19 protein-coding genes are annotated in these 23451 nt (G+C 69.7%); 14 read left to right on the top strand and 5 right to left on the bottom strand.

The features are described 5' to 3' along the window. Positions 1-65: 65 nt before the first annotated feature. The 5 genes from RKD20_RS15895 (at position 66) to RKD20_RS15875 (ending at position 5253) form a co-directional block, all read left to right on the top strand. Positions 66-818, top strand: coding sequence for a GntR family transcriptional regulator (locus RKD20_RS15895; RefSeq protein ID WP_402270435.1), 753 nt, complete (start codon positions 66-68; stop codon positions 816-818). A gap of 313 nt (positions 819-1131) precedes the next feature. Beyond that, on the top strand, positions 1132-1323 hold the full coding sequence (locus RKD20_RS15890; RefSeq protein WP_007384464.1) for an SPOR domain-containing protein: 192 nt from the start codon (positions 1132-1134) through the stop codon (positions 1321-1323). Positions 1324-1348: 25 nt separating this feature from the next. Then, positions 1349-1831 (top strand): (deoxy)nucleoside triphosphate pyrophosphohydrolase, encoded by a 483-nt coding sequence (locus RKD20_RS15885; protein ID WP_424878296.1) that lies wholly within the window; start codon positions 1349-1351, stop codon positions 1829-1831. Positions 1832-1927: 96 nt separating this feature from the next. Further along, entirely contained in the window at positions 1928-2335 is a 408-nt protein-coding gene (locus RKD20_RS15880) for an ATP-binding protein (protein WP_424878295.1), read from the top strand. A gap of 290 nt (positions 2336-2625) precedes the next feature. Further along, entirely contained in the window at positions 2626-5253 is a 2628-nt protein-coding gene (locus RKD20_RS15875) for a SpoIIE family protein phosphatase (protein WP_424878294.1), read from the top strand. Here the strand turns inward: RKD20_RS15875 and RKD20_RS15870 are convergent. Continuing rightward, positions 5250-6632: a hypothetical protein gene (locus tag RKD20_RS15870; RefSeq protein ID WP_424878293.1), complete on the bottom strand. Its 1383-nt coding sequence runs from the start codon at positions 6630-6632 to the stop codon at positions 5250-5252. The genes RKD20_RS15875 and RKD20_RS15870 overlap by 4 nt on opposite strands. Positions 6633-6713: 81 nt before the next feature. On the opposite strand from RKD20_RS15870, the gene RKD20_RS15865 reads away from it, so the two are divergent. Beyond that, positions 6714-7802, top strand: coding sequence for a hypothetical protein (locus RKD20_RS15865; protein WP_424878292.1), 1089 nt, complete (start codon positions 6714-6716; stop codon positions 7800-7802). 65 nt (positions 7803-7867) lie between these two features. Further along, positions 7868-8179, top strand: a complete 312-nt coding sequence (locus RKD20_RS15860) for a hypothetical protein (RefSeq protein WP_424878291.1) — start codon at positions 7868-7870, stop codon at positions 8177-8179. On the opposite strand, the gene RKD20_RS15855 is transcribed toward RKD20_RS15860, so the two are convergent. The 4 genes from RKD20_RS15855 to RKD20_RS15840 all read right to left on the bottom strand — a co-directional run bounded on the left by RKD20_RS15855 (position 8160) and on the right by RKD20_RS15840 (position 12332). Then, a complete protein-coding gene (locus tag RKD20_RS15855; RefSeq protein WP_424878290.1) occupies positions 8160-8930 on the bottom strand; it encodes a succinate dehydrogenase/fumarate reductase iron-sulfur subunit in 771 nt (256 codons plus the stop codon). The genes RKD20_RS15860 and RKD20_RS15855 overlap by 20 nt on opposite strands. Continuing rightward, on the bottom strand, positions 8927-10861 hold the full coding sequence (locus tag RKD20_RS15850) for a fumarate reductase/succinate dehydrogenase flavoprotein subunit (RefSeq protein ID WP_424878289.1): 1935 nt from the start codon (positions 10859-10861) through the stop codon (positions 8927-8929). Before RKD20_RS15850 ends, RKD20_RS15855 begins: the two co-directional genes overlap by 4 nt. Beyond that, on the bottom strand, positions 10861-11700 hold the full coding sequence (locus RKD20_RS15845) for a hypothetical protein (RefSeq protein ID WP_424878288.1): 840 nt from the start codon (positions 11698-11700) through the stop codon (positions 10861-10863). Before RKD20_RS15845 ends, RKD20_RS15850 begins: the two co-directional genes overlap by 1 nt. 341 nt (positions 11701-12041) lie before the next feature. Continuing rightward, positions 12042-12332 carry a hypothetical protein gene (locus RKD20_RS15840; protein ID WP_424878287.1) on the bottom strand — a complete coding sequence of 97 codons (291 nt, stop codon included), beginning with the start codon at positions 12330-12332 and terminating at the stop codon, positions 12042-12044. Between the two features lie 299 nt (positions 12333-12631). Here RKD20_RS15840 and RKD20_RS15835 point away from each other — a divergent pair, with 299 nt between their 5' ends. The 7 genes from RKD20_RS15835 (at position 12632) to RKD20_RS15805 (ending at position 23422) form a co-directional block, all read left to right on the top strand. Next, a complete protein-coding gene (locus RKD20_RS15835; protein WP_424878286.1) occupies positions 12632-14857 on the top strand; it encodes an ABC transporter family substrate-binding protein in 2226 nt (741 codons plus the stop codon). A 128-nt stretch (positions 14858-14985) separates the two neighbouring features. Beyond that, complete coding sequence (typA, locus tag RKD20_RS15830) at positions 14986-16893, top strand: translational GTPase TypA (RefSeq protein WP_424878285.1); 1908 nt, start codon at positions 14986-14988, stop codon at positions 16891-16893. 677 nt (positions 16894-17570) lie between these two features. Next, the gene (locus RKD20_RS15825) at positions 17571-19196 is read left to right on the top strand and encodes a peptide ABC transporter substrate-binding protein (protein ID WP_424878284.1); all 1626 of its coding nucleotides are present in this window, start codon (positions 17571-17573) and stop codon (positions 19194-19196) included. Positions 19197-19341: 145 nt separating this feature from the next. Continuing rightward, the gene (locus tag RKD20_RS15820) at positions 19342-20274 is read left to right on the top strand and encodes an ABC transporter permease (protein ID WP_424878283.1); all 933 of its coding nucleotides are present in this window, start codon (positions 19342-19344) and stop codon (positions 20272-20274) included. Beyond that, the gene (locus RKD20_RS15815) at positions 20267-21220 is read left to right on the top strand and encodes an ABC transporter permease (RefSeq protein ID WP_424878282.1); all 954 of its coding nucleotides are present in this window, start codon (positions 20267-20269) and stop codon (positions 21218-21220) included. The genes RKD20_RS15820 and RKD20_RS15815 overlap by 8 nt, the downstream gene beginning before the upstream one ends. 11 nt (positions 21221-21231) lie before the next feature. After that, entirely contained in the window at positions 21232-22281 is a 1050-nt protein-coding gene (locus RKD20_RS15810; RefSeq protein ID WP_424878281.1) for an ABC transporter ATP-binding protein, read from the top strand. Next, entirely contained in the window at positions 22274-23422 is a 1149-nt protein-coding gene (locus RKD20_RS15805; protein WP_424878280.1) for an ABC transporter ATP-binding protein, read from the top strand. The genes RKD20_RS15810 and RKD20_RS15805 overlap by 8 nt, the downstream gene beginning before the upstream one ends. The last annotated feature ends 29 nt before the right edge of the window (positions 23423-23451 follow it).

The following is a 23451-nucleotide window of genomic DNA, read 5'->3' as shown; positions in this document are numbered from 1 at the left end:
GCTTGCATGGCCCTACCCACGGTTGCCAGGCTGTTGCTGTCTGTACAACCTGATGGGAGCGGCCAGTGACATTCGGTGAGCAGCCGGCGTACCTGCGTGTCGCGGGTGATCTCCGCAAGAAGATCGCCGACGGTTCGCTGCCACCGCACACCCGCCTGCCGTCCCAGGCCAGGATCCGCGAGGAGTACGGCGTCTCGGACACCGTCGCGCTGGAGGCCCGCAAGGTGCTGATGGCCGAGGGGCTGGTCGAGGGCCGTTCCGGGTCCGGGACGTACGTCCGCGAGCGGCCCGTGCCCCGCCGTATCGCCCGCTCCGGCTACCGCCCGGCCTCCGGTGCCACGCCCTTCCGGCAGGAGCAGGCCGACGGGGAGGGGCGCGGCACCTGGGAGTCCAGCAGCCGGCAGACCGAGGCCTCCGCGGGCATCGCCGAGCGGCTCGCCATCCGCCCCGGCGACCGGGTGATGTGCACGAAGTACGTCTTCCGGGAGGCCGGTGAGCCGATGATGCTCTCCACCTCGTGGGAGCCCCTCGCGGTCACCGGGCGCACTCCGGTGATGCTCCCCGAGGAGGGCCCCCTCGGCGGCATGGGCGTGGTCGAGCGCATGGCCGCCATCGACGTCGTCGTGGACAACGTCACCGAGGAGGTGGGCGCCCGCCCAGGCCTCGCCGAGGAGCTGCTCGCCCTGGGTGGTGTCCCCGGGCATGTCGTCCTTGTGGTCCACCGCACCTACTACGCGTCGGGCCGTCCGGTGGAGACGGCCGACGTGGTCGTTCCGGCCGACCGCTACCAGGTCGCGTACCACCTTCCGGTGAAGTAGCGCGCGCCCCGGGGAGGTTGCCCGGGGCGAACACTCAACCGGCCCGCAGGCGAACGCCGTTCGAATTCGGCCGTTCTCGCAGGTCGACACCGCTGCGTCGAAGGCGTCCCTGACCGGAGGCGTCGCCGTCCACCGGGGGCGTGTTCAGCGGTGCGCGCCCCTGCCGGAGGAGTCCGTCCTGGCTGGTTGCGTACCTCTTTGTGAAAACGCGTGTTCGCTGCGTAAAGGTAGGGCGTAGGCTCGGGCATATGCGGAGTGCGGTTTCCTTATCGGGTGGGGCTCGACGCAGGTCGGGAAGGAGCGGTGGGGCGCAATGAACGACGGCACGATCACTCTTCCCTGGCTCGTCATACGACAGGACGACAACGGCAATCGCTACCGCGTGGGCAGGTATGCGACCCGGGCCGAGGCCCAGAAGATCGCCGACAGTCTCGATGCCCGCGGCCACAAACAGCTCTACTGGGTCGAGCGCATCGGCCCGAACGGCGCGAGTTCGGCCGACTGACGGAGCCTCCCGTAGGCTCCGGCGCATGACGGAACGGATCGTGGTGGTGGCGGCCGCCCTCTATGACGGCGACCGCCTCCTCGCGGCCCGCCGCAGCGCGCCCGCCGAACTCGCCGGCCGCTGGGAGCTGCCGGGCGGCAAGGTGGAGCGGGGGGAGTCGCCGGAGCAGGCGTTGTCCCGCGAACTCCACGAGGAACTGGGCGTAGCGGCGGAGGTCGTGGAGCGCGTCCCGGGTGAGTGGCCTCTGAAGCCCCCCTATGTCCTTCAGGCGTACAGGGCCCGCCTCCTTCCCGACTCCCCGGACCCTCGGCCGCTGCAGGACCATGACGAACTGCGCTGGCTGACGCCGGAGCAGATCTGGGACGTGCGCTGGCTCGACCAGGACGTACCAGCGGTGCGGGAGGCTTTGAGGGGTGCGGGGCTGTCTCGATGTGCGGCTCCGTCGCGGGGCGCGACAAGCCGCGAGGCACCCGCAGCCGCCCCACAGCGGAGCCCCGGGAGCTCCTAGGCGCCCCTACTTACGCCATTCGGCACGGTACCGGCGCCCCGATATCGGGTATGTGCCCCTTAACCCCACGAAAGCGGACATGGGCTGGCCCGGGATGTGATCGGCGTGATCGACACCGAAGGCGGCTGCGCCGAGTGGACTTTCCCGGCGGACCCGGGTGCCGTGCGCGCAGCCCGGACGGCCGTGCGGAACCGGCTGACCGCCTGGAAGCTCGACGGTCTCGCCGACGTCGCCGCCCTGCTGGTCAGTGAGCTGGTGACCAACTCCCTGCGGCACGCCACCGGCCCCATCGGCGTCCGGCTGGTCCGTCCCGAAGGCGTCGACGGCGTCCTCCTGGTCGAGGTCTCCGACCCCCTCCCCGACCCGCCCCGCGCACGCGTCGCCGACCTGGACGACGAGAGCGGCCGCGGCCTGCAACTGGTCGCCCATGCCGCCGACCGCTGGGGCACCCGCCCCGGCGTGACGGGCAAGACGGTCTGGTTCGAACTTTCGACGCCGCGATGACCAGGATCTGATCGCGGTGGAGAAGGCCGAGAGCGTCAGGAATCGCTGTACGGCACCCCTCCCGCTGTCCATTGACTGGTTCAGGCCAGTGGCGGTTGTCGGCAGACGTGATTCGACGTCGTGTCCGCTGGTTAGAAGACTGGAAGTGTTGTCGCGGTACGGACCGAAAACCGTCGGGATCGTGCTGTGATCGTGAACACCGTGTTGTGCGGCGCCGTAGTGCTGGATACTGCGGGCAGCCGCCCCCGGTGACCGGTACCGGACGCGGTGAGCTGGAGGGGACGGTTCGCGTGAGCGAGATACCAGCGAAGGCCACGGAGTCGAAGGACCCGTCGGGCGGCGCGAGGGCGGAGGCCGCGGATGCTGCCGTGGCGCGGGGCCGTCACGGTGACGGACCGTCCGGTGACACCATGTGGCAGAGCAGCCCGCCCGGCTCGATCTACGACTACATCAAGGTCGCGTCCTTCTCCATAGGCCCCGACGGCCTGGTCGACCAGTGGAGCCTGCGCGCCGAGCAGCTTTTCGGTATCCCCGCCGAGCACGCCGTCGGCATGGACCCCATCGAGGCCTTCATCGACTCGGACCTGCGTGCGCAGGGCCAGCGCAAGATGGCGGAGATCCTGGACGGCCGCGAGTGGACCGGTGTGGTCCCCTTCCGGGTACCCCCGTCGGCGGCCGACGGCGAGTGCGGCCGGGAGGGTCTCGCCGAGGTCTACGTCATGCCGACGCGGACCGAGGAGGGCGAGAAGGCCGCCGTCTGCATCGTCGTCGATGTGCGCACCCTGCGCAGCATCGAGACCGACCTCGCCGCCTCGCAGGCGATTTTCGGTCAATCTCCCTTCGGGTTTGTGCTGATCGACCCCGAGCTGCGGGTTCGCCGCGTCAACTACCGCTTCGCCTCCCTGTTCGGCGGCAGCCCGGACGACCATCGGGGCAAGGGCGTCCACGACTATCTGCCGCGCCCCGAGGCGGAGCGGGTCACCGCGACCCTGCGCCGGGTCCTGGAGACCGGCGACTCGATCACGGACATGCACGTCACGGGCTTTCTTCCGGGCTCCGACGAGCGCCGGCACTGGTCCATCAACCTGTACCGGGTGCGCAGCGGGTCCGGCCGGCCCATCGGCATCGCCTGGCTGGGAACAGACATCACCGCCCGCCGCGCCGCCGCCCGCGAGGCCGCGGCCGCCCGCCGCAACCTCGCCCTCCTGAACGAGGCCGGGGCCCGCATAGGGAACTCGCTCGACCTGGAGACCACGGCCCGCGAACTCCTCGACGTCGTCGTCCCCGGCTTCTGCGACCTGGCCACCGTCGACCTCTACCAGGGCCTGTTGGCCGGCGACGAGACCCCGCCCGGGCTCGCCGACGGCAGCGCCGAACTGCGCCGGGTCGCCTTCGCCAGCGCGGTCTCCGACGCCCCCTTCGCCGGCTCCGGCGACCCCGTCTCGGTCGGCGCGGTCCACCACTACCCCTTCAACTCGCCCTGCGCGGACGCCCTGCGCACCGCCCGCCCGCAGTACATCCCGGCCGAGGACGGCGGCCTCGTGCAGTCCACGCTCGCGGTGCCGATGGTCGCCCACGACACCGTCGTAGGACTCGCGCAGTTCTCCCGGACGAAGGGCAGCGAGCCGTTCGGGGACCGGGACCGGGATCTCGCGGTGGAGCTGGCCGCGCGGGCGGCGGTCTGCATCGACAACGCGCGCCTGTACCGGCGGGAGCACGAGCGGGCGCTGATACTGCAGCGGTCCCTGCTGCCGCCCGGCGACCCGGTCGCCTCCGGCCTGGACATCGCCTGCCGCTATCTGCCCGGCAACTCCTCCGCGGACCGTCCCAGCGAGGTCGGCGGCGACTGGTTCGACGTCATCGAACTGCCGGGACACCGCACGGCGTTGGTGGTCGGCGACGTCATGGGCCGCGGTCTGCGCGCGGCGGTGGCGATGGGTGAACTGCGGTCCGCCGTCCGGACCCTGGCCCTCCTGGACCTCGAACCGGCCGAAGTCCTCTCCGCGTTGGACGAGATCGCCCGCGGTCTCGGCGCCCCCGGCGGGGTCCAGCAGGCCACCCGCGCGGCCCGCCGCCCCCGCGAGGCGGACCTCCTGGAGGTGTACCTCGCGACCTGCGTCTACGCCGTCTACGACTCCGTGACCCGCCGCTGCACCTTCGCCAACGCGGGCCACCTGCCGCCCGTGCTGGTCGAACCCGGCGAGGACGCCCTGATGCTCGACGTGCCGCCCGGCATGCCGCTCGGCGTCGGCGGCGAGCCCTTCGAGGAGGTCGAGGTCGAACTACCCGAAGGCGCCCTGCTCGCGCTCTACACGGATGGACTGGTCGAAAGCCGCGATCACCCCCTCGACGAGGGACTCCAGGCCTTCGTAGGAGCGCTCACCGACCCCTCCGCCCCGCTGGAGGACGTCTGCGACCACGTCCTCAACACCCTCGACACCCATCACGGCGAGGACGACATCGCGCTCCTGATGGCACGTGTCCAGGGCCTGCCCGCGGACTCGGTCGGAGACTGGACGCTGCCGCGCGAGCCCCGCAGTGTGGGCCGGGCCCGCGAGTACGCCCGCAGCCAGCTGTTGAGCTGGGGCTTGGAGCCCCTGGTCGACACCACGGAACTCCTGGTCAGCGAACTGGTCACCAACGCCCTGCGGTACGGCGAGGGCGACATCCGGCTACGGCTCCTGCTGGACCGCACCCTGGTCTGCGAGGTCTGGGACTCCGGCCTCGTCCAGCCCCGCCGCCGGCGCGCCCGCGACACCGACGAGGGCGGCCGGGGCCTGCAACTGGTCGGCCTGCTCAGCGCGGCCTGGGGATCCCGGCGCACCCCGCGCGGCAAGACGGTGTGGTTCGAACTGCCGCTGCCGGACGGGGAGAACGGCATGGTGGACCCGGCGGAGGCATTGCTGAGCCTGTTCTAGGCGGGGTGCCCGCGCAGCCGTACGTCCCGTTCGGCGAGGTCGCGCGCCTCGCGGGCGAGGGCGTCGGCCCGCGGGAGATCGTCGGTCAGCCGTGCCTGAGACAGCAGGACGCGGGCCGCGGCACCGACCGCCTCGCGGTGGACGCTGACGTAGTCGTCCGCCGCGGCCACGGACTCCCGGGCGACCAGCAGCGCGGCCACCGGGAGCACTCCGGACCGGCCGGTCGCCAGGGGTGCGGCCGCATGCGCGATCCGGCGCAGAACGCCGAGCGGGTCGTACGGCTGTCCGGACGTCGTCTCCTGTCGTACGGCGGCCAGGACCGCGTCGGCGTGCAGGAGCCGGGCGTAGGTCTCGCCCTCGTACGCGCTGCCGTCACGGAAGGGGGCCAGTTCCGCCTCCGCGCCCGTGAGGGCGGACGGGATCAGCCGGACGGCCTCGGTGCGCGCCTCGCGCAGCCGGGTCATGGCCGTCACCAGCACGTCCGCCCGGGCGATCGCGGTCTCCGCCGCGCGGAGGTGCTGCGCCGCCTCCTCCGGCCGGGCCGAGGCGGTGGCCTGGTGGGTCTGGTTGAGGTGGACGGTGGCGGTGACCAGGCTGTCCTTGGCCAGTTCGAGGTACCCGGTGACGGAGTCGTCCGTGAGCGCGGTGTCCGCCCCGGCCGTGCGGGCGGTCAGCTCGCGGAAGCGGGTCTCGGCCGACGCCAGGGCCGCTGCCGGGTCGCGGTCCAGCCCCCGCAGGGCGCGCAAGCCCTCCGCCGCGCCGGTCAGTCGCCGCTCGGCCTCCTCGCAGCGGCCCACCACCCCGGCGAGGGCGGCCGCCTCCTCGGGTACGCCCTCCTCGTACCGCCGCCGTATCGCGCACGCCGCCGCCAGTTCGGCCTCCGCCGCCGCGGCCTCCCTGTCGAAGGGGCCCATCTCCTCGGGACCCGCCCCGGCCGCGGCGAAGGCGATTTCCTCGCGCAGGGTGCGCAGCCGGTTGTCGGCGCCGACCAGCGCGGCCCGGGAGCGGTCGTCGAGGCCGGCGAGCGGGGGCGGGGCCGCGGGGGAGGGGTACGCGCCGACGTGGGTCGTGCCGGCGGCCGCCGGTGTCGTACGGCTGCGGGTGCGGCGTATCCGGCGGACCGAGCCGTAGGCGGCGAGGGCCACCACCACGACGAGGGCGGCGACCGGCAGGACGAGGTCGGTGCCGGAGGACCCGTCCGCGGCCGGGGCGGCGGCGCTGACCCGGGCGCCCGCAACCGGAGGGTCGTCGTTGATCGTCATCCACGGCAGCACCAGCCACCCGACCCCGGCCACCACGCCCAGCAGGGCATGCGCCACCCGCACGGATATGTGCGAGCGGCCCCGCCGCGGTCGACCCCGTATCAAGGATGGCGTCACGTTTCGGAGCGTATGGGGCGGAATGCGGGGGCGCGAGCGGGGTGGGACGGGCGGGGGTACCGAGAGCGGACGGGGGAGCGGATGTCACAGGCGCAGGACGTACGAGCCGACGGGGGCGGGGACGGTGAGTCGGAGAAGGAGGCGCCGGCGCCCAAGCCGAGACGCCGTCGCGGCATCTGGATCCGCCGGGGTGTTCTCGGACTCGTGCTCGTCGTCCTCGTCCCCCTCCTGACCGTCGCCGTCGCCCTCCGCGTCAACTACGCCGGGGATCCCGCCGACGGCACCCGCACCCGCGACAAGGACGCGCTCTGGCTCGGTCACGCCTGGGTGGACGGCCGCAGGTCCGACGCCGACGTCATGGCCCTCGCCCGGCGCCTCAGGGACACCGGGATCCGGGACCTGTACGTCCACGCCGGGCCCCTGGAGCACGACGGAACGCTGCCGGCGTCGGCGTACCCGAAGGCGGCCTGGCTGATCGGCGCCGTGCACAAGGCGGCCCCCGGCATCCGCGTCCAGGCCTGGCTCGGCGACAAGCTCGCCACCGAGAGCCCGGACGGCATGCGCCTCGCCGACCAGGACACCCGAGCCGCCGTCGTGCGGTCCACCCGGCAGATCCTCGCCGCCGGGTTCGACGGCGCCCACTTCGACCTGGAGCCCCTGCACTCCGGCGACGAGCACTACCTCGACCTCCTCGACACCCTCCACCAGGTCACCCGCGCCCACGGCGTGCCCCTCTCGGTCGCCGCCCACCAGATCGACCCGCTGCCCGCGCTGCACTCCGTCGCGGGGACGGTCGCCGGGCACCCCAAGTGGTGGTCGCAGGCCTACTTCGGCCAGGTCGCGCGCCGGGTCGACCAGATCGCGGTGATGTCGTACGACACGAGTACGCCCCTGGAGAGCCTCTACGGCGGTTATGTGGCCCAGCAGACCTCCCTGGCACTGGAGGTCACCCCCGAGTCCACCGACCTGCTGATGGGCCTGCCCTTCTACCGCGAGAACAACTTCGACCACTGGGCCCACGCCGAGACCGTCCCCGCGGCCGTCCGCGGCGTCCGCCTCGGCCTCTCCCGCACGGACGCGGACCGCCCGAACTTCGGCGTGGCACTGTATGTCGACTTCGCGGCGCAGGAAGCGGACTGGACGGCCTACGAGAGGGACTGGGTCGACTAGAGAACCCGCCTCAACCTGCACCTTTCCCTGGTCAGGGTGTTGGAGCTCGTGCGACGATGATCGGCGTGCACGAGACGTTGGTGGTCCTCGCGGTGCTGGTGCTGACGGTCGGAGTGGGGCTCTCCCTGGCCGCGATCGGCACCGGCTGGATCGCGCCGGGCCCGGGACGGGCCAAGGTGCTGCGACCCCGGGTGTGGGGTTACGGCACCCTGGTCGCGATGGCCGGGATCGGCACGTTTCTGTTCGTCGGCCCGCTCCAGGGGCCCGACATGGGCCACTTCCCCGTGGCGATGAGCGGCATGGCCGTGTTCGCCGCCGGGCTGTACGTCCAGCGGCGGGCCCTGAAGCCGGCCAGGGCTACGAAGACCTCCTCCTGATCTTCGACCCCAGCCACACCAGCGGGTCGTACTTGCGGTCGACGGCCCTTTCCTTCAGGGGGATCAGCGCGTTGTCCGTGATCTTGATGCCCTCGGGGCAGACCTCCGTGCAGCACTTGGTGATGTTGCAGTAGCCGAGCCCGTGCTCGTCCTGGGCCGTCTTCTTGCGGTCCAGGCCGGACTCCTCGGCCGCGTCCAGCGGGTGCATGTCCAGCTCCGCCACCCGCATGAGGAAGCGCGGGCCCGCGAAGGCCGGCTTGTTCTCCTCGTGGTCACGGACGACATGGCAGGTGTCCTGGCACAGGAAGCACTCGATGCACTTGCGGAACTCCTGCGAGCGGTCCACGTCCTCCTGCATCATCCGGTACTCGCCGGGACCGAGATCGGCGGGCGGCACGAACGCCGGGACCTCGCGCGCCTTCTGGTAGTTGAAGCCGACGTTCGTGACCAGGTCCCGGATCACCGGGAAGGCGCGGAGGGGGGTGACGGTGATCGTCTCCTCCGGGGTGAACACCGACATGCGGGTCATGCACATCAGCCTCGGCCGCCCGTTGATCTCCGCCGAGCACGAACCGCACTTGCCCGCCTTGCAGTTCCAGCGGACGGCGAGATCGGACGCCTGGGTGGCCTGGAGGCGGTGGATGATGTCCAGCACCACCTCGCCGTCGTTGACCTCGACCTCGAAGTCCTCCAGGTCGCCGCCCTTCGCGTCACCCCGCCACACCTTGAAGTGGGCCGTGTAGCCGCTCATTCGTACAGCTCCTCTTCGGCGAGGTACTTGACCAGCTCCTCCTTGTCGAAGAGGGCGAGCAGGTCGGCGCGGATGGGGTCGGTGGTCTCGCGGGTGAGGTCGATCTGACCGCGGACCGGGTCCGTGGCCGCCAACCCGCCCGTCGGGTCGGCCAGTCGGCACAGCAGGTTGATGTTGCGCCACTTGCGGTCCATCGCCGGATGATCCTCGCGGGTGTGCCCGCCGCGCGACTCGGTCCGCTCCAGTGCGGCCCGGGCCACACACTCGCTGACCAGCAGCATGTTCCTGAGGTCCAGCGCGAGGTGCCAGCCCGGGTTGAACTGCCGGTGCCCCTCGACCCCGGCCCGCCGGGCCCGTACCCGAAGGTCCGCGAGCTTCTCCAGGGCCTGCTCCATCTCGCCCTCGCGGCGGATGATGCCGACCAGGTCGTTCATCGCCTGCTGGAGCTCCTGGTGGAGGGTGTAGGGGTTCTCCGGAGGGCCGACGGCGGGTTCGGTGCCCTCCGCCGAGAACGGCCTGAGCGCCTCGGCCGCCGCCGCGTCGACCTGGGCCTCGTCCACCGGCGGACGTGCCGCCGCGAGAGCGGTCGCGTACTCCGCCGCGTGCCAGCCCGCCCGGCGGCCGAAGACCAGCAGGTCGGACAGGGAGTTGCCGCCGAGCCGGTTCGAGCCGTGCATACCGCCCGCGACCTCACCGGCCGCGAACAGCCCCGGCACCCCGCGCGCCGCCGCCGTGTCCGACTCGACCGCGACACCGCCCATCACGTAGTGACAGGTCGGCCCGACCTCCATCGGCTCGGCCGTGATGTCGACGTCGGCCAGCTCCTTGAACTGGTGGTACATGGACGGCAGCCGGCGCCGGATGACCTCGGCGGGCATCCGCGTCGACACGTCGAGGAACACCCCGCCGTGCGGGGAGCCGCGGCCCGCCTTCACCTCGGAGTTGATCGCGCGGGCGACCTCGTCACGGGGCAGCAGTTCCGGGGGACGCCGGTTGTTGTCCGGGTCCTCGTACCAGCGGTCGCCCTCCTCCTCCGACTGGGCGTACTTCTCCTTGAAGACGTCGGGGATGTACTCGAACATGAACCGTTTGCCCTCGGAGTTCCTGAGCACCCCGCCGTCGCCGCGGACCGACTCGGTGACGAGGATGCCCTTCACCGACGGGGGCCAGACCATGCCGGTCGGGTGGAACTGCACGAACTCCATGTTCAGCAGGGGAGCGCCCGCGAGCAGCGCCAGCGCGTGTCCGTCTCCCGTGTACTCCCACGAGTTCGACGTGACCTTGAAGGACTTGCCGATGCCACCGGTCGCGATCACCACGGCCGGGGCTTCCAGGACGAAGAAACGGCCGGTCTCACGGTCGTAGGCGAAGACACCGGAGACCCGCGATCCGTCCTTCAGGACCCGGGTGACCGTGCACTCCTGGTAGACCTTCAGGCGGGACTCGTAGTCGCCGGTCTGCTTCTTGTCCTCCTGCTGGAGCGAGACGATCTTCTGCTGGAGGGTGCGGATCAGTTCGAGGCCCGTGCGGTCGCCGACGTGGGCGAGGCGCGGGTACTCGTGGCCGCCGAAGTTGCGCTGGGAGATCCGGCCGTCCTTCGTGCGGTCGAACAGGGCTCCCCAGGTCTCCAGCTCCCAGACCCGGTCCGGGGCCTCCTGAGCGTGCAGCTCGGCCATCCGCCACTGGTTGAGGAACTTCCCGCCGCGCATGGTGTCGCGGAAGTGGACCTGCCAGTTGTCGTTCGAGTTGGCGTTGCCCATGCTGGCCGCGATGCCGCCCTCGGCCATCACGGTGTGCGCCTTGCCGAACAGCGACTTGCAGATCACGGCGGTACGGGCACCGCGCTCGCGGGCCTCGATGGCGGCCCGCAGTCCGGCACCGCCCGCGCCGACCACGACGACGTCCCACTGTTGGCGGTCGACCACGGGCATCAGAAAAACCTCGGATCATCGAAGGCGCCGGACGCGACGAGATAGACGTAGAAGTCGGCGAGCGCCACGCTCACCAGTGAGGCCCAGGCCAGCTGCATGTGGCGGGCGTTGAGCTTCCCGACGAACTGCCAGGCCCTGTAGCGCACGGGATGCTTCGAGAAATGCCTGAGCTTGCCGCCCACGATGTGCCGGCAGGAGTGGCAGGAGGCGGTGTACGCCCAGATCAGCACGATGTTGACCAGGAACACCAGGGTGCCGAGGCCCATGTGGCCCCACTCGTACTTCTCGTTGCGGAACGAGAGCACGGTGTCGTAGGTCAGGATGCCGGCGACCACGATCGCGGCGTAGAAGAAGTACCGGTGGATGTTCTGCAGGATCAGCGGGAAGCGGGTCTCACCGGTGTACTTCTTGTGCGGCTCGGCCACCGCGCAGGCCGGCGGGGACGCCCAGAAGCCCCGGTAGTAGGCCTTGCGGTAGTAGTAGCAGGTCAGCCGGAAGCCGAGCGGGAAGATCAGGATGATGATGGCGGGGGAGATGCCCCACCAGCTGCCGAAGAGCTCCCAGTTGGGGCCGTGGCGCATGGGCGCGCAGCGCTCGGCCAGGCAGGGGGAGTAGAACGGCGAGACGTACGGGGCCGCGTAGTAGTCCGTGTCGGCGAAGGCCCGCCAGGTCGAGTACACGATGAAGGCGAGCAGCCCCGCGGCCGTGGCCGCGGGCGCCAGCCACCAGCGGTCGGTGCGCAGGTGCGGGGCGTCGATCGCGGCGCGCGTTCCGGTTCTCACGCCGCCTTGGGGATCACTGACGTCTGTTGTCCCCTGATCGGGTGATGTGCGTGTCATCGGCTTGTAGGACCTCCGGTGATCTCCGCTAGCGTCTGGGGTGCGATCCGGGATGTCCGGTGTGGCGGCTTCGTCGCCCCTGTTCCACCAGAGCGATGGTTCAGGGCCTCGTCGGAGTCGGTTGCTTCACCGGGCGGTCGGGGTCGTAAGGGACGCCGCCCTTCCGGGGCCGGACCACGGACTCGATCCGTGTCGCCGCCCGGTTGCGAACGCGGAGGACCAGTGCGCCCAGGACCGTTCGGGGCGTGCCGCTTCGGTGCTGAGGAACGGTTCCGTACCAGTGGCCAACGGGTCCACTCCTTCGAAGTAGCAGTAGAGGGCGTGACCGGCAGCTCCGAGATTCACGGGGCGCGCCGGTCGCGGGCACCCAACCCCTCGTCGTCCGAGTCCGTCCACAGGGTGTTGTCGTACGGGGCGTCGGAGATGGGGACGAGATCCGGGCGGCGGGCCTTGGCGAGCGCCGGGTCGGTCTCCCTCAGCAGCGCGAGGCTCTCGCGCAGGCGGTCGGCGTCGATCCGCACACGGCGCATCTCCAGACCGCCGCTGCCCAGCTGCTGCTCCAGGCGCTTGACATACCTGAGCACCTCGTCGAGCGAGCGCTGAGCCGCTGAAAGTTCGTCGTTCACGGACATGACGTGACCTCACTTCCGTGGGCGGGGATGCCCTGGACGGGAACGGTCATGCGCCTGCGAGTGTTGCGCGTCACACCTGCCGGTGTGAAGGGACGTGCATGGATTGGCGGATCGTGTGCCTCCGTGCGCGCCCCTCGTGCGCCGTCGATTGCGCCGCACGGGTGGGCTTCCCGGTCGTTGTCGCCGTGTCGCCGTCCGTTGCCGAACCCTTTCCTCTTCAGTGGCCGCAATAGATGTGATCAGCTCCATATACCGCCAAAAGTGATCATAACGCCCGCGGCTCCCGGAGGTAACCAGAGATGTCCCACAACGGCGTCGCACTGCGCGCGGTCACGCGCTCGGCCGTCTTCCTCACCGCGGGTGCGCTCGCGGTGACCGCGCTCTCCGGGTGCAGTTCCGAGGACAAGGGGAGCAAACCGCTCGCGGAGCAGGACATCGCGCCCGCCGCCCGCGACCGGGTCGCCGACGGCGGCACCCTGCACTGGGCCGTGGACGCCGTCCCGGAGACCCTGAACACCTTCCAGGCGGACGCCGACGCGACCACCACCACCGTCGCCCAGGCGGTCCTGCCCTCGATGTACCGGCTGGACGCGAACGGGCGGCCGCAGATCAACCCCGACTACCTGGAGTCGGCCAAGGTCGTCGAGACCGGGCCGAAGCAGGTCGTGCTGTACAAGCTGAACCAGCAGGCCGTGTGGAGCGACGGCCGGGAGATCGGCGCCGCAGACTTCGCCGCCCAGTGGCGCGCCCTGTCCGGCAAGGACTCCGCGTACTGGACCGCCCGCAACGCCGGCTACGAGCGCATCGAGAAGATCGAACGCGGGGCCAACGACCTGGAGGTCAAGGTCACCTTCGCGCGGCCGTACGCCGACTGGCGCTCGCTGTTCTCGCCGCTGTACCCGAAGGACGTCATGGGCACCCCGGACTCCTTCAACGACTCCGCCCGCAAGAAGCTCAAGGTCACCGCGGGTCCCTTCCAGGTGAAGAAGGTCGACCGCAAGGGCGAGGAGATCACCCTCACCCGCAATCCGCGCTGGTGGGGCCACCCCGCCAAGCTGAACGAGATCGTGCTGCGCGCCGTACCGCGCGACGAGCGGGCCACCGCGCTGGCCGTCGGCTCGATCGAGCTCGCCGAGGTCGGCCCCGAGGCACTCGGCCGCATCAGCCTCGCCGCCCGCACCGCGGCCACCCCCGGCGGCAGCCCGGTCGCGGGCCCGGGCGGACGGCCCGCCCACCCCTCCGGCAGCAACCTGGGAGCCGCCGACGCGCTGCGCTCCTGGGCCCTCGCCCACAAGGACGACGAGGAGGCCGCCGACGAGGAGCTCAGCGCTTCGCAGAAGAAGCGCAGGGCGCTCGCCGCCTACGCGCGGGAGCAGGCGGCCCTCAAGGGCTACGAGGTCCGCAGGTCCCTGGAGCCCGCCTACACCCAGCTCGCCCTCAACGGCGCCTCCGGTCCGCTCGCCGACGAGCGGGTGCGCCGGGCCGTGGCCCGCGCCATCGACCGCAAGGCGCTGGCCGGCGTCGTCCTCAAGCCGCTCGGGCTGCCCGCCGTGCCGGTCGGCAGCCACCTCGCGCTCTCCGGCCAGGACGCCTACGCCGACAACAGCGGCGCTCTCGGCGGCCAGGACGCAAAGGAGGCCCGGGCGCTGCTCGCGGACGCCGGCTGGGTGCCCGGCGGCCCGGTCGAGAAGGAGAAGAAGAAGGGCGACAAGGCGGCGGGGACCTCGGGCCACAAGGCCGAGCGGGACTCCGCGGACGGGGACGACGGGACGTACATCGTCGGCGAGGACGACAAGAGCGACGACAAGGACCCCAGGGACCGCCGCAGCAGCGGGGACGGCCCGCGCCATCTCGCCCAGGACGGCAAGCAGTACGCGAACAAGCTGAAGCAGGGCGGCGCGCCGGGGGCGTACGCCCCCAAGGGCACGGCGGCTCCGGCCGACGCGGCGACGAAGGTGCTGGCCAAGAACGGCAAGGCGCTCGCCCTGCGGTTCGTGCTCCCGTCCGGGCCGGGCTCCGGCCCGCTGCGCACGGTGGCCGGGCGGATCTCCGCGATGCTGGAGAAGGTCGGCATCCGGACCGAGATCTCCAAGGTCTCCGACGAGAGCTACTTCAAGGACCACATCGCGTCCGGGCAGTACGACCTCGCGCTGTACTCCTGGCCGGCGTCCGCCTTCCCCGCCACCGACGCCCGCCCCATCTTCGCCAAACCGGTGCCGGCCGCGGACGGGTCGCTGAACGTGGAGCAGAACTACACCCGGGTCGGCACGGACCAGGTGGACCAGCTCTTCGACCAGGCCGTCGCCACGCTCGACGAGGGCAAGAGCCGGAGCCTGATCCGCAAGGCGGACGCGCGGATCTGGGCCGCCGCCGGGTCCATCCCGCTGTACCAGCGGCCCCAGCTGACGGCCGTGAAGAAGGACGTGGTCAACGCGGGTTCCTTCGGATTCCAGACCCCTGTCTACGAGGACATGGGCTTCCTGAAAAAGGGCGCGAAGCCGGCGGCCGGCCCCACCGGGCACTGAGCCCGGCAAGCCTCCACCCGGGAGGCAACGTACGATGGGGTGAGGCCGTGGCGTGTCAAGCCCGGCAGGCCCGCGTCACACGGACGTTCGTAGCAGGGCCTTCTCACCACTTGGGAGTACGCCGCAATATGGCCACGCGCCACGACATCCGCAATGTCGCCATCGTCGCTCACGTCGACCACGGCAAGACGACTCTTGTCGACGCCATGCTGAAGCAGGCCGGTGCCTTCGCCGCGCACGCCGCCGAATCGCTCGACGACCGCATGATGGACTCGAACGACCTGGAGCGTGAGAAGGGCATCACGATCCTGGCCAAGAATACGGCCGTGAAGTACCACCCGAAGGATGGCGGCGACGTCATCACCATCAACATCATCGACACCCCGGGCCACGCCGACTTCGGTGGCGAGGTCGAGCGCGGTCTGTCGATGGTGGACGCGGTGGTCCTGCTGGTCGACGCCTCCGAGGGCCCGCTGCCGCAGACCCGCTTCGTGCTGCGCAAGGCGCTTCAGCAGCGCCTGCCGGTCATCCTGTGCATCAACAAGACCGACCGCCCGGACTCCCGGATCGACGAGGTCGTCAACGAGACGTACGACCTCTTCCTGGACCTGGACGCGGACGAGGAGCAGATCGAGTTCCCCATCGTCTACGCGTGTGCGCGTGACGGTGTCGCCTCGCTGACCAAGCCGGAGAACGGCACGGTCCCGGCGGACAGCGACAACCTGGAGCCGTTCTTCTCCACGATCCTGTCGCACGTCCCGGCCCCGGAGTACGACGAGGCGGCCCCCCTCCAGGCGCACGTCACCAACCTGGACGCCGACAACTTCCTCGGCCGCATCGCGCTCCTCCGCGTCGAGCAGGGCGAGCTGCGCAAGGGCCAGACCGTCACCTGGATCAAGCGCGACGGCACGATGTCCAACGTCCGCATCACCGAGCTGCTGATGACCGAGGCACTCACCCGCAAGCCCGCCGAGATGGCCGGCCCCGGTGACATCTGTGCCGTCGCCGGTATCCCGGACATCATGATCGGTGAGACTCTCGCGGACCCCGAGAACCCGATCCCGCTGCCGCTGATCACGGTCGACGAACCGGCGATCTCCATGACCATCGGTACGAACACCTCGCCGCTGGTCGGCCGGGGCGGCACCGGCAAGGGCGCCTCGGCGAAGGCCGCGGTCAAGGACCGCAAGGTGACCGCCCGTCAGGTGAAGGACCGCCTCGACCGCGAGCTGATCGGTAACGTCTCCCTCCGTGTGCTCGACACCGAGCGCCCGGATGCCTGGGAGGTCCAGGGCCGTGGAGAGCTCGCGCTCGCCATCCTGGTCGAGCAGATGCGCCGTGAGGGCTTCGAGCTGACGATCGGCAAGCCGCAGGTCGTCACCAAGATCGTCGAAGGCAAGGTGTACGAGCCCGTCGAGCGCATGACGATCGACGTCCCCGAGGAGCACATGGGCGCGGTCACGCAGCTCATGGGCGTTCGCAAGGGCCGTATGGACAACATGTCGAACCACGGCTCCGGTTGGGTCCGCATGGAGTTCGTCGTGCCGTCCCGCGGCCTGATCGGCTTCCGTACGGAGTTCCTGACCGGCACCCGTGGCACGGGCATCGCCCACTCCATCCACGAGGGCCACGAGCCGTGGTTCGGCACCCTGACGACCCGTAACAACGGCTCGCTGGTCGCCGACCGCGCCGGTGCCGTCACCGCCTTCGCGATGACGAACCTCCAGGAGCGCGGTGTGCTGTTCACCGACCCGGGCACCGAGGTCTACGAGGGCATGATCGTCGGTGAGAACTCGCGCGCCGACGACATGGACGTGAACATCACCAAGGAGAAGAAGCTCACGAACATGCGGTCGTCCTCGGCCGACTCGTTCGAGGCGATCGTCCCGCCGCGCAAGCTCTCCCTGGAGCAGTCCCTGGAGTTCTGCCGCGACGACGAGTGCGTCGAGGTGACCCCGGAAGCGGTCCGCATCCGTAAGGTCAACCTGGACGCCCGCGAGCGCGCCCGCGCCGCGAGCCGCGCCAAGCACGGCTGACGCCGGGCCTTCGCCCCAGAGCGACCCACCGGGCACCCTCGCTTCACCGCGGGGGTGCCCGGCGCCGTCGTGGCACCCGTAGGGAAAACCCTCTATTTGGGGAGGGGAGCCCGCAAGGCCGTGTCGTCCGCACTACCCTGTCGCGGAAGCGGCTCGTCCGCCGGCCGGGCGACGTAAGACTGTGCGTCCGCTGTGCCGGTACCCGGAGCGTGTGCTTCGGGTCACTGAACGGCGTTGCCGTCACGGTGTGCTGACGGAGCGTCAGCGAATGTCGCCTTCCGCGCCGTCGGTGCGCGGACGCGCGGAGGCCCCATTGCACGGCGGCCCCGGTGCGCGCAATCGGTTTTCAAACCCCGCTCGTCCGGAATACGGACAGCCGCCCCCGATAGATGTGTAACAAGTCCGTTTCGCAGGGATCTTTCAGCAAACCGTTTGTCCGGATTTTGGAAGATGTAGGCGAGAGGTGTGATCGAACCGAGACCTTAGGGGTGTGGTTCGGTCCTGGCGCATGGCAGATAGTTAGGCGCGTAGAGCTCGGATAAACGGGTCACGCGCTATCGGCGCCGACTCACGAGCGCGGGGGCACCTGACATCTCCGACACCGGCGACGGGCGGTGGCGGTTGTGTGCTGTGTGCGCCCCTTTGCGGTGAACCAATGGACTCATGAGGAGGAACCCATGCGCGGTGCCAAGAGCGCCAAGTGGGTCGCGATAGCCGCGGTTGTGGCGCTGAGCGCGACTGCCTGTGGCGGGGGCAGCAGTGACAGCGGCAACGACAGCAAGGCTGCGATCGACCCGAACGGAAAGTTCTCGATCGAGGTCGGCGAGCCGCAGAACCCGCTGCAGCCGGCGAACACCATGGAGTCCAACGGCAGCATCGTGACGAAGGCCCTGTTCACCGGGCTCGTCGACTACGACGCCAGCGGCAAGATCGTCATGATGAACGCGCAGTCGGTCGACAGCAAGGACAACAAGACCTTCACGGTCAAGCTGAAGCCGGGCTGGAAGTTCCACGACGGCACCCCGGTGACCGCCGAGTCCTACGTGAAGGCGTGGAACTGGGCCGCCGTTCCGGCCAACAAGCAGACCAACAGCTTCTGGTTCTCGGACATCAAGGGCTACTCCGACGTCGCCCCCGAGAAGGGCAAGGCGAAGGCCACCGAGATGTCCGGCCTGAAGGTCGTCGACGACAACACCTTCACCATCACGCTGAACAACGCACTGCCCTACTTCGTCTACAAGCTGGGCTACGAGGTCTTCTCGCCGCTGCCGGAGTCCTTCTACAAGGACCCGAAGGCCGCGGGCGAGAAGCCGGTCGGCAACGGCCCGTACAAGTTCGTCAGCTGGAACCACAAGAAGTCGATCGAGGTCGTCCGCAACGACGACTACCAGGGCCCGAACAAGGCGAAGAACGGTGGTGTGGTCTTCAAGAACTACACCAACCTGGAGACGGCGTACGAGGACCTGAAGTCCGGCAACGTCGACGTCCTGCGCCAGCTCGCGCCCAAGGACCTGCCGGTCTACAAGACGGACCTCGGCGACCGTGCCGTGGACCAGTCGTACTCGGCGATCCAGAGCATCGCGGTGGCCTACTACACCAAGCAGTGGAAGGACATCGACCCCAAGGTCATTCAGGGCCTGTCGATGGCGATCGACCGCAACACCATCACCAAGACGGTGCTTCAGGGCACCCGTGAGCCCGCCACCGGCTGGGTCGCCAAGGGCGTCCTCGGCTACCAGCCGAACGCCGCCGGTGACGTCACCACGTACAACCCCACCAAGGCCAAGGCGCTCATCAAGGAGGGCGGCGGCGTCCCGGGGAACAAGATCTCCATCCAGTTCAACGCGGACGGCGGTCACAAGGAGTGGGTGGAGGCGGTCTGCAACTCCATCACCAAGGCCGTCGGCGTGGCCTGCACCGGCGACTCCAAGGCGGACTTCCAGGCGGACCTCAACGCCCGTGACGCGCACGAGGTCAAGTCGCTGTACCGCTCCGGCTGGGTGCTCGACTACCCGTTCATCGCCAACTTCATCCGCGACCTGTTCGGCACGCACTCGGACGGCAACCAGGGTGGCTTCTCCAGCAAGGAGATCGACACCCTGATCGCCCAGGCCGACGCCGCCCCCTCCCTGGAGGCGTCGGAGAAGCTCTACCAGCAGGTGGAGAAGGCGCTCCCGAACTACATGCCGAGCATTCCGCTCTGGTACTACAAGGTCAACGCGGGTTACTCGGAGAAGGTCAGCGGCGTCAAGTACGCCCAGGACGGCGACCCGATCCTGACCGGCGTTCAGGTCAAGAAGTAACCGCAAACAGCCCGTTCCCGGGGCGCGGCAGGACCGCGCCCCGGGGGACGGCAGCGGCCGGGGGGCCCTTTCCGCACGCATCACTCAACGGTGCGCGAGGAAAGGGCCCGTCGGCTGCCGCTGCTGTGACTGACATGGAGGCACGATGGGGCGCTACGTCGCACGACGACTGCTCCAGATGATCCCGGTGTTCATCGGGACCACCCTGCTTATCTTCCTCATGGTCTACGCCCTGCCCGGCGACCCCGTGCGCGGGCTCTTCGGCGACAAGGGCGGAAGCCCTCAGGTGATCGCCGCGCTGAGACATGAGTACGGTCTGGACCAGCCGATCCTGGTGCAGTACTGGAACTACATGAAGGACATGATCCTGCACGCCGACTTCGGCACGCAGATTGCCAGTGGCCGCCCCGTCACTGACGTCCTGGGCGACGCGTTCCCGGTGACGATCCGTCTGGCCTCCCTGGCCTTCCTGATCGAGCTGGTCGTGGGCATCGCCCTCGGCATCGTGGCGGGCATGCGCGCCGGCCGGCTCACCGACAACGTGGCCCTGCTGATCTCGCTGCTGCTGATCTCGGTACCGGTCTTCGTCCTCGGCTTCATCCTCAAGGTGGTCTTCGCCTTCGAGCTGAACTGGCTGCCACCGAACGTCAACGACTCGACGAATTACAACGAGTTGCTGATGCCGGCCGTCGTCCTCGCGTCGGCGTCACTGGCCTACGTGACCCGCCTGACCCGGACCTCCGTCGCCGAGAACCTGCGCGCCGACTACATCCGCACCGCGATCGCCAAGGGCCTGCCCAAGCGCCGGGTCGTGGGCGTCCACCTGATGCGCAACTCGTTGATCCCCGTGATCACCTACCTGGGCACCGACATCGGTGCGCTGATGGGCGGCGCGGTCGTCACCGAGGGACTGTTCAACATCCAGGGCATCGGTGGCACGATCTACCAGTCGATCACGCGCCGGGAGGGCACCACCCTGGTCGGCCTGGTGACGATCCTCGTGCTCGTGTACCTGCTCGCCAACCTGCTCGTCGACCTGCTCTACGCGGTCCTTGACCCGAGGATTCGCTATGCCTGACGTGACCAAGACCGACGTCAAGAAGACCGGCGCGGCCGACCCGGTGGGCGCGACGCCCCCGATGACGCCCACCGCGTCCAAGCCCGAGAAGGCGCGCAGCCTCTGGGGCGACGCCTGGGCCGATCTGCGGCGCAGCTGGATCTTCCTCATCTCCAGCGTGCTGATCCTGGTGCTGCTGCTGATCACCTTCTTCCCGGGGTGGTTCACCAGCGAGGACCCGATCCTCGGCGACCTTGCCAAGCACTACCTGCAGAAGCCCAAGCTGAGCGACGTCGGCTCGGCCGACTGGCTCGGCTACGACCAGCAGGGCCGCAGCGTCTTCGCCCGGGTCATCTACGGTGCGCGGGCCTCCATCGCGGTCGGCTTCGGCACCACCGTGGTCGTCACGGTCCTCGGTGGTCTGGTGGGCATGGTCGCCGGCTACTTCGGTGGTCTCGTCGACTCGATCCTGTCCCGGCTGACGGACGTGTTCTTCGGCATCCCGTTCCTGCTCGGCACCATGGTCATCCTGAACTCCTTCGCGGACCGCACCACCTGGGTGGTCATCGGCGCGCTGGGCTTCTTCGGCTGGACGCAGGTCGCCCGCGTGATGCGCGGTGCGGTCATCACCACCAAGCAGGCCGACTACGTGCAGGCCGCCAAGGCGCTCGGCGCGAGCACCCCGCGGATCATGTTCCGGCACATCCTGCCGAACACCCTCGCCCCGGTGATCGTCGTCGCCACCATCTCGCTCGGCATCTACATCTCCGCCGAGGCGACACTGTCGTTCCTGGGCCTCGGCCTCAACGGCGTGTCGTGGGGCAACGACATCTCCGACGGCGGCAACCAGATCCGCGTGGCCCAGTGGATCATGCTCTATCCGTCGATCATGCTCAGCATCACGGTGCTGGCGTTCATCATGCTCGGTGAGGCCGTACGCAACGCCCTCGACCCGAAGATGCGCTGAGGGAGGCGTACGTGACCGTCATCGAAGAAGTATCCGCGCCCTCGCCGCGCGAGGGCGACGACGGACCGCTGCTGGAAGTGCGTGACCTGCACGTCCAGTTCCACACCCGCGAGGGCGTGGTCAAGGCCGTCAACGGCGTCAACTACAGCGTGAACGCGGGCGAGACGCTCGCCGTGCTCGGTGAGTCCGGCTCCGGCAAGTCCGTCACCGCGCAGGCGGTCATGGGCATCCTCGACATGCCGCCGGCGACGATTCCCGAGGGAGAGATCCTCTTCCGCGGCCAGGACATGCTGAAGATGTCCGGCGAGGAGCGCCGCAAGATCCGTGGCCGCCGCATCGCCATGATCTTCCAGGACGCGCTCAGCTCGCTCAACCCGGTGCTCAGCGTGGGCTACCAGCTCGGCGAGATGTTCCGCGTCCACCACGGCCTGTCCAAGAAGGACGCCAAGGCCAAGGCGATCGAGCTGATGGACCGGGTGAAGATCCCGGCCGCCGCGGCCCGGGTCGACGACTACCCGCACCAGTTCTCCGGCGGTATGCGTCAGCGCATCATGATCGCCATGGCGCTGGCCCTGGAGCCGGACCTGATCATCGCCGACGAGCCCACCACGGCTCTCGACGTGACGGTCCAGGCCCAGGTCATGGACCTGCTCTCGGAGTTGCAGCGCGAGTACAACATGGGCCTCATCCTGATCACTCACGACCTCGGCGTGGTCGCCGACGTCGCGGACAAGATCGCGGTGATGTACGCGGGCCGGATCGTGGAGCGCGCCCCGGTCAACGAGCTGTACAAGCGGCCCGCGCACCCGTACACACGGGGTCTGCTGGACTCGATCCCGCGCCTGGACCAGAAGGGCCAGGAGCTGTACGCGATCAAGGGCCTGCCGCCCAACCTGCTGCACGTGCCGACCGGTTGCGCCTTCAACCCGCGCTGCCCCAAGGCCCAGGACATCTGCCGTACGGACATCCCGGACCTGTTCCCGGTCACCGAGCAGGACGGCAGCGAGCTGGTCGGCCGCGCCTCGGCATGCCACTTCTGGAAGGAGACGCTCCATGGCTGAGCTCAGCAAGAACGACGAGCAGCAGGACGCCACGCCGAACGTCTCCGACGTCGAGATCGTGGACGCCGCTTCCGAGACGGAGGCGGTCGCCGCGATCGAGGCGCCCGTCGAGCGTGGCGAGCCGATCCTCCAGGTGCGCAACCTGGTGAAGCACTTCCCGCTCACCCGGGGCATCCTGTTCAAGAAGCAGGTCGGCGCGGTCAAGGCCGTCGACGGAGTCTCCTTCGACCTGTACCAGGGCGAGACCCTGGGCATCGTGGGCGAGTCCGGCTGTGGCAAGTCCACCGTGGCGAAGCTCCTGATGAACCTGGAGCGGGCGACGGCCGGCGAGATCTTCTACAAGGGCCAGGACATCACCACGCTGTCCGGGCGCGCGCTGAAGGCGGTCCGCCGCAACATCCAGATGGTGTTCCAGGACCCGTACACCTCGCTCAACCCCCGTATGACGGTGGGCGACATCATCGGGGAGCCGTACGACATCCACCCCGAGGTGGCCCCCAAGGGCGACCGGCGCCGCAAGGTGCAGGAACTCCTCGACGTCGTCGGTCTGAACCCGGAGTACATCAACCGGTACCCGCACCAGTTCTCCGGCGGCCAGCGCCAGCGCATCGGCATCGCGCGCGGCCTGGCGCTCAACCCGGAGATCATCATCTGCGACGAGCCGGTGTCGGCGCTGGACGTGTCGGTGCAGGCGCAGGTCATCAACCTGATGGAGCGGCTGCAGGACGAGTTCAACCTCTCCTACATCTTCATCGCGCACGACCTGTCGATCGTCCGGCACATCTCGGACCGCGTCGGGGTCATGTACCTCGGCAAGATCGCCGAGATCGGCTCCGACGAGCAGATCTACGACCACCCGACGCACCCCTACACCCAGGCGCTGCTGTCGGCGGTCCCGGTGCCGGACCCGGAGGCCCGTGAGGGCCGTGAGCGGATCATCCTGAGCGGCGACGTACCGTCCCCGGCCAACCCGCCGTCCGGCTGCCGCTTCCGCACCCGCTGCTGGAAGGCCCAGGACAAGTGCGCGGAGGAGGCACCCCTGCTGGCGATCCCCGAGCGCTTCAAGGGTGCGGACACCCCGGCGGCGCACGAGTCGGCCTGCCACTTCGCGGAGGAGAAGGACGTCGTGCACGCGGCCTGACGGTCACGGATTCCCGCCGGTTCCCGGCA

Source organism: Streptomyces sp. SLBN-8D4 (assembly GCF_049739545.1).
GTDB lineage: Bacteria > Actinomycetota > Actinomycetes > Streptomycetales > Streptomycetaceae > Streptomyces > Streptomyces canus_C.
This window is presented reverse-complemented; position numbering and strand designations above follow the sequence as displayed.

Excerpts from the sequence above, each read along its gene's own strand:
- RKD20_RS15890 (WP_007384464.1), top strand. The coding sequence starts at position 1,132 with ATGAACGACGGCACGATCACTCTTCCCTGGCTCGTCATACGACAGGAC.
- RKD20_RS15885 (WP_424878296.1), top strand. The coding sequence starts at position 1,349 with ATGACGGAACGGATCGTGGTGGTGGCGGCCGCCCTCTATGACGGCGAC.
- RKD20_RS15865 (WP_424878292.1), top strand. The coding sequence starts at position 6,714 with ATGTCACAGGCGCAGGACGTACGAGCCGACGGGGGCGGGGACGGTGAG.
- RKD20_RS15855 (WP_424878290.1), bottom strand. The coding sequence starts at position 8,930 with ATGAGCGGCTACACGGCCCACTTCAAGGTGTGGCGGGGTGACGCGAAG.
- RKD20_RS15850 (WP_424878289.1), bottom strand. The coding sequence starts at position 10,861 with ATGCCCGTGGTCGACCGCCAACAGTGGGACGTCGTCGTGGTCGGCGCG.
- RKD20_RS15845 (WP_424878288.1), bottom strand. The coding sequence starts at position 11,700 with ATGACACGCACATCACCCGATCAGGGGACAACAGACGTCAGTGATCCC.
- RKD20_RS15840 (WP_424878287.1), bottom strand. The coding sequence starts at position 12,332 with ATGTCCGTGAACGACGAACTTTCAGCGGCTCAGCGCTCGCTCGACGAG.
- RKD20_RS15835 (WP_424878286.1), top strand. The coding sequence starts at position 12,632 with ATGTCCCACAACGGCGTCGCACTGCGCGCGGTCACGCGCTCGGCCGTC.
- typA (WP_424878285.1), top strand. The coding sequence starts at position 14,986 with ATGGCCACGCGCCACGACATCCGCAATGTCGCCATCGTCGCTCACGTC.
- RKD20_RS15825 (WP_424878284.1), top strand. The coding sequence starts at position 17,571 with ATGCGCGGTGCCAAGAGCGCCAAGTGGGTCGCGATAGCCGCGGTTGTG.
- RKD20_RS15820 (WP_424878283.1), top strand. The coding sequence starts at position 19,342 with ATGGGGCGCTACGTCGCACGACGACTGCTCCAGATGATCCCGGTGTTC.
- RKD20_RS15815 (WP_424878282.1), top strand. The coding sequence starts at position 20,267 with ATGCCTGACGTGACCAAGACCGACGTCAAGAAGACCGGCGCGGCCGAC.
- RKD20_RS15805 (WP_424878280.1), top strand. The coding sequence starts at position 22,274 with ATGGCTGAGCTCAGCAAGAACGACGAGCAGCAGGACGCCACGCCGAAC.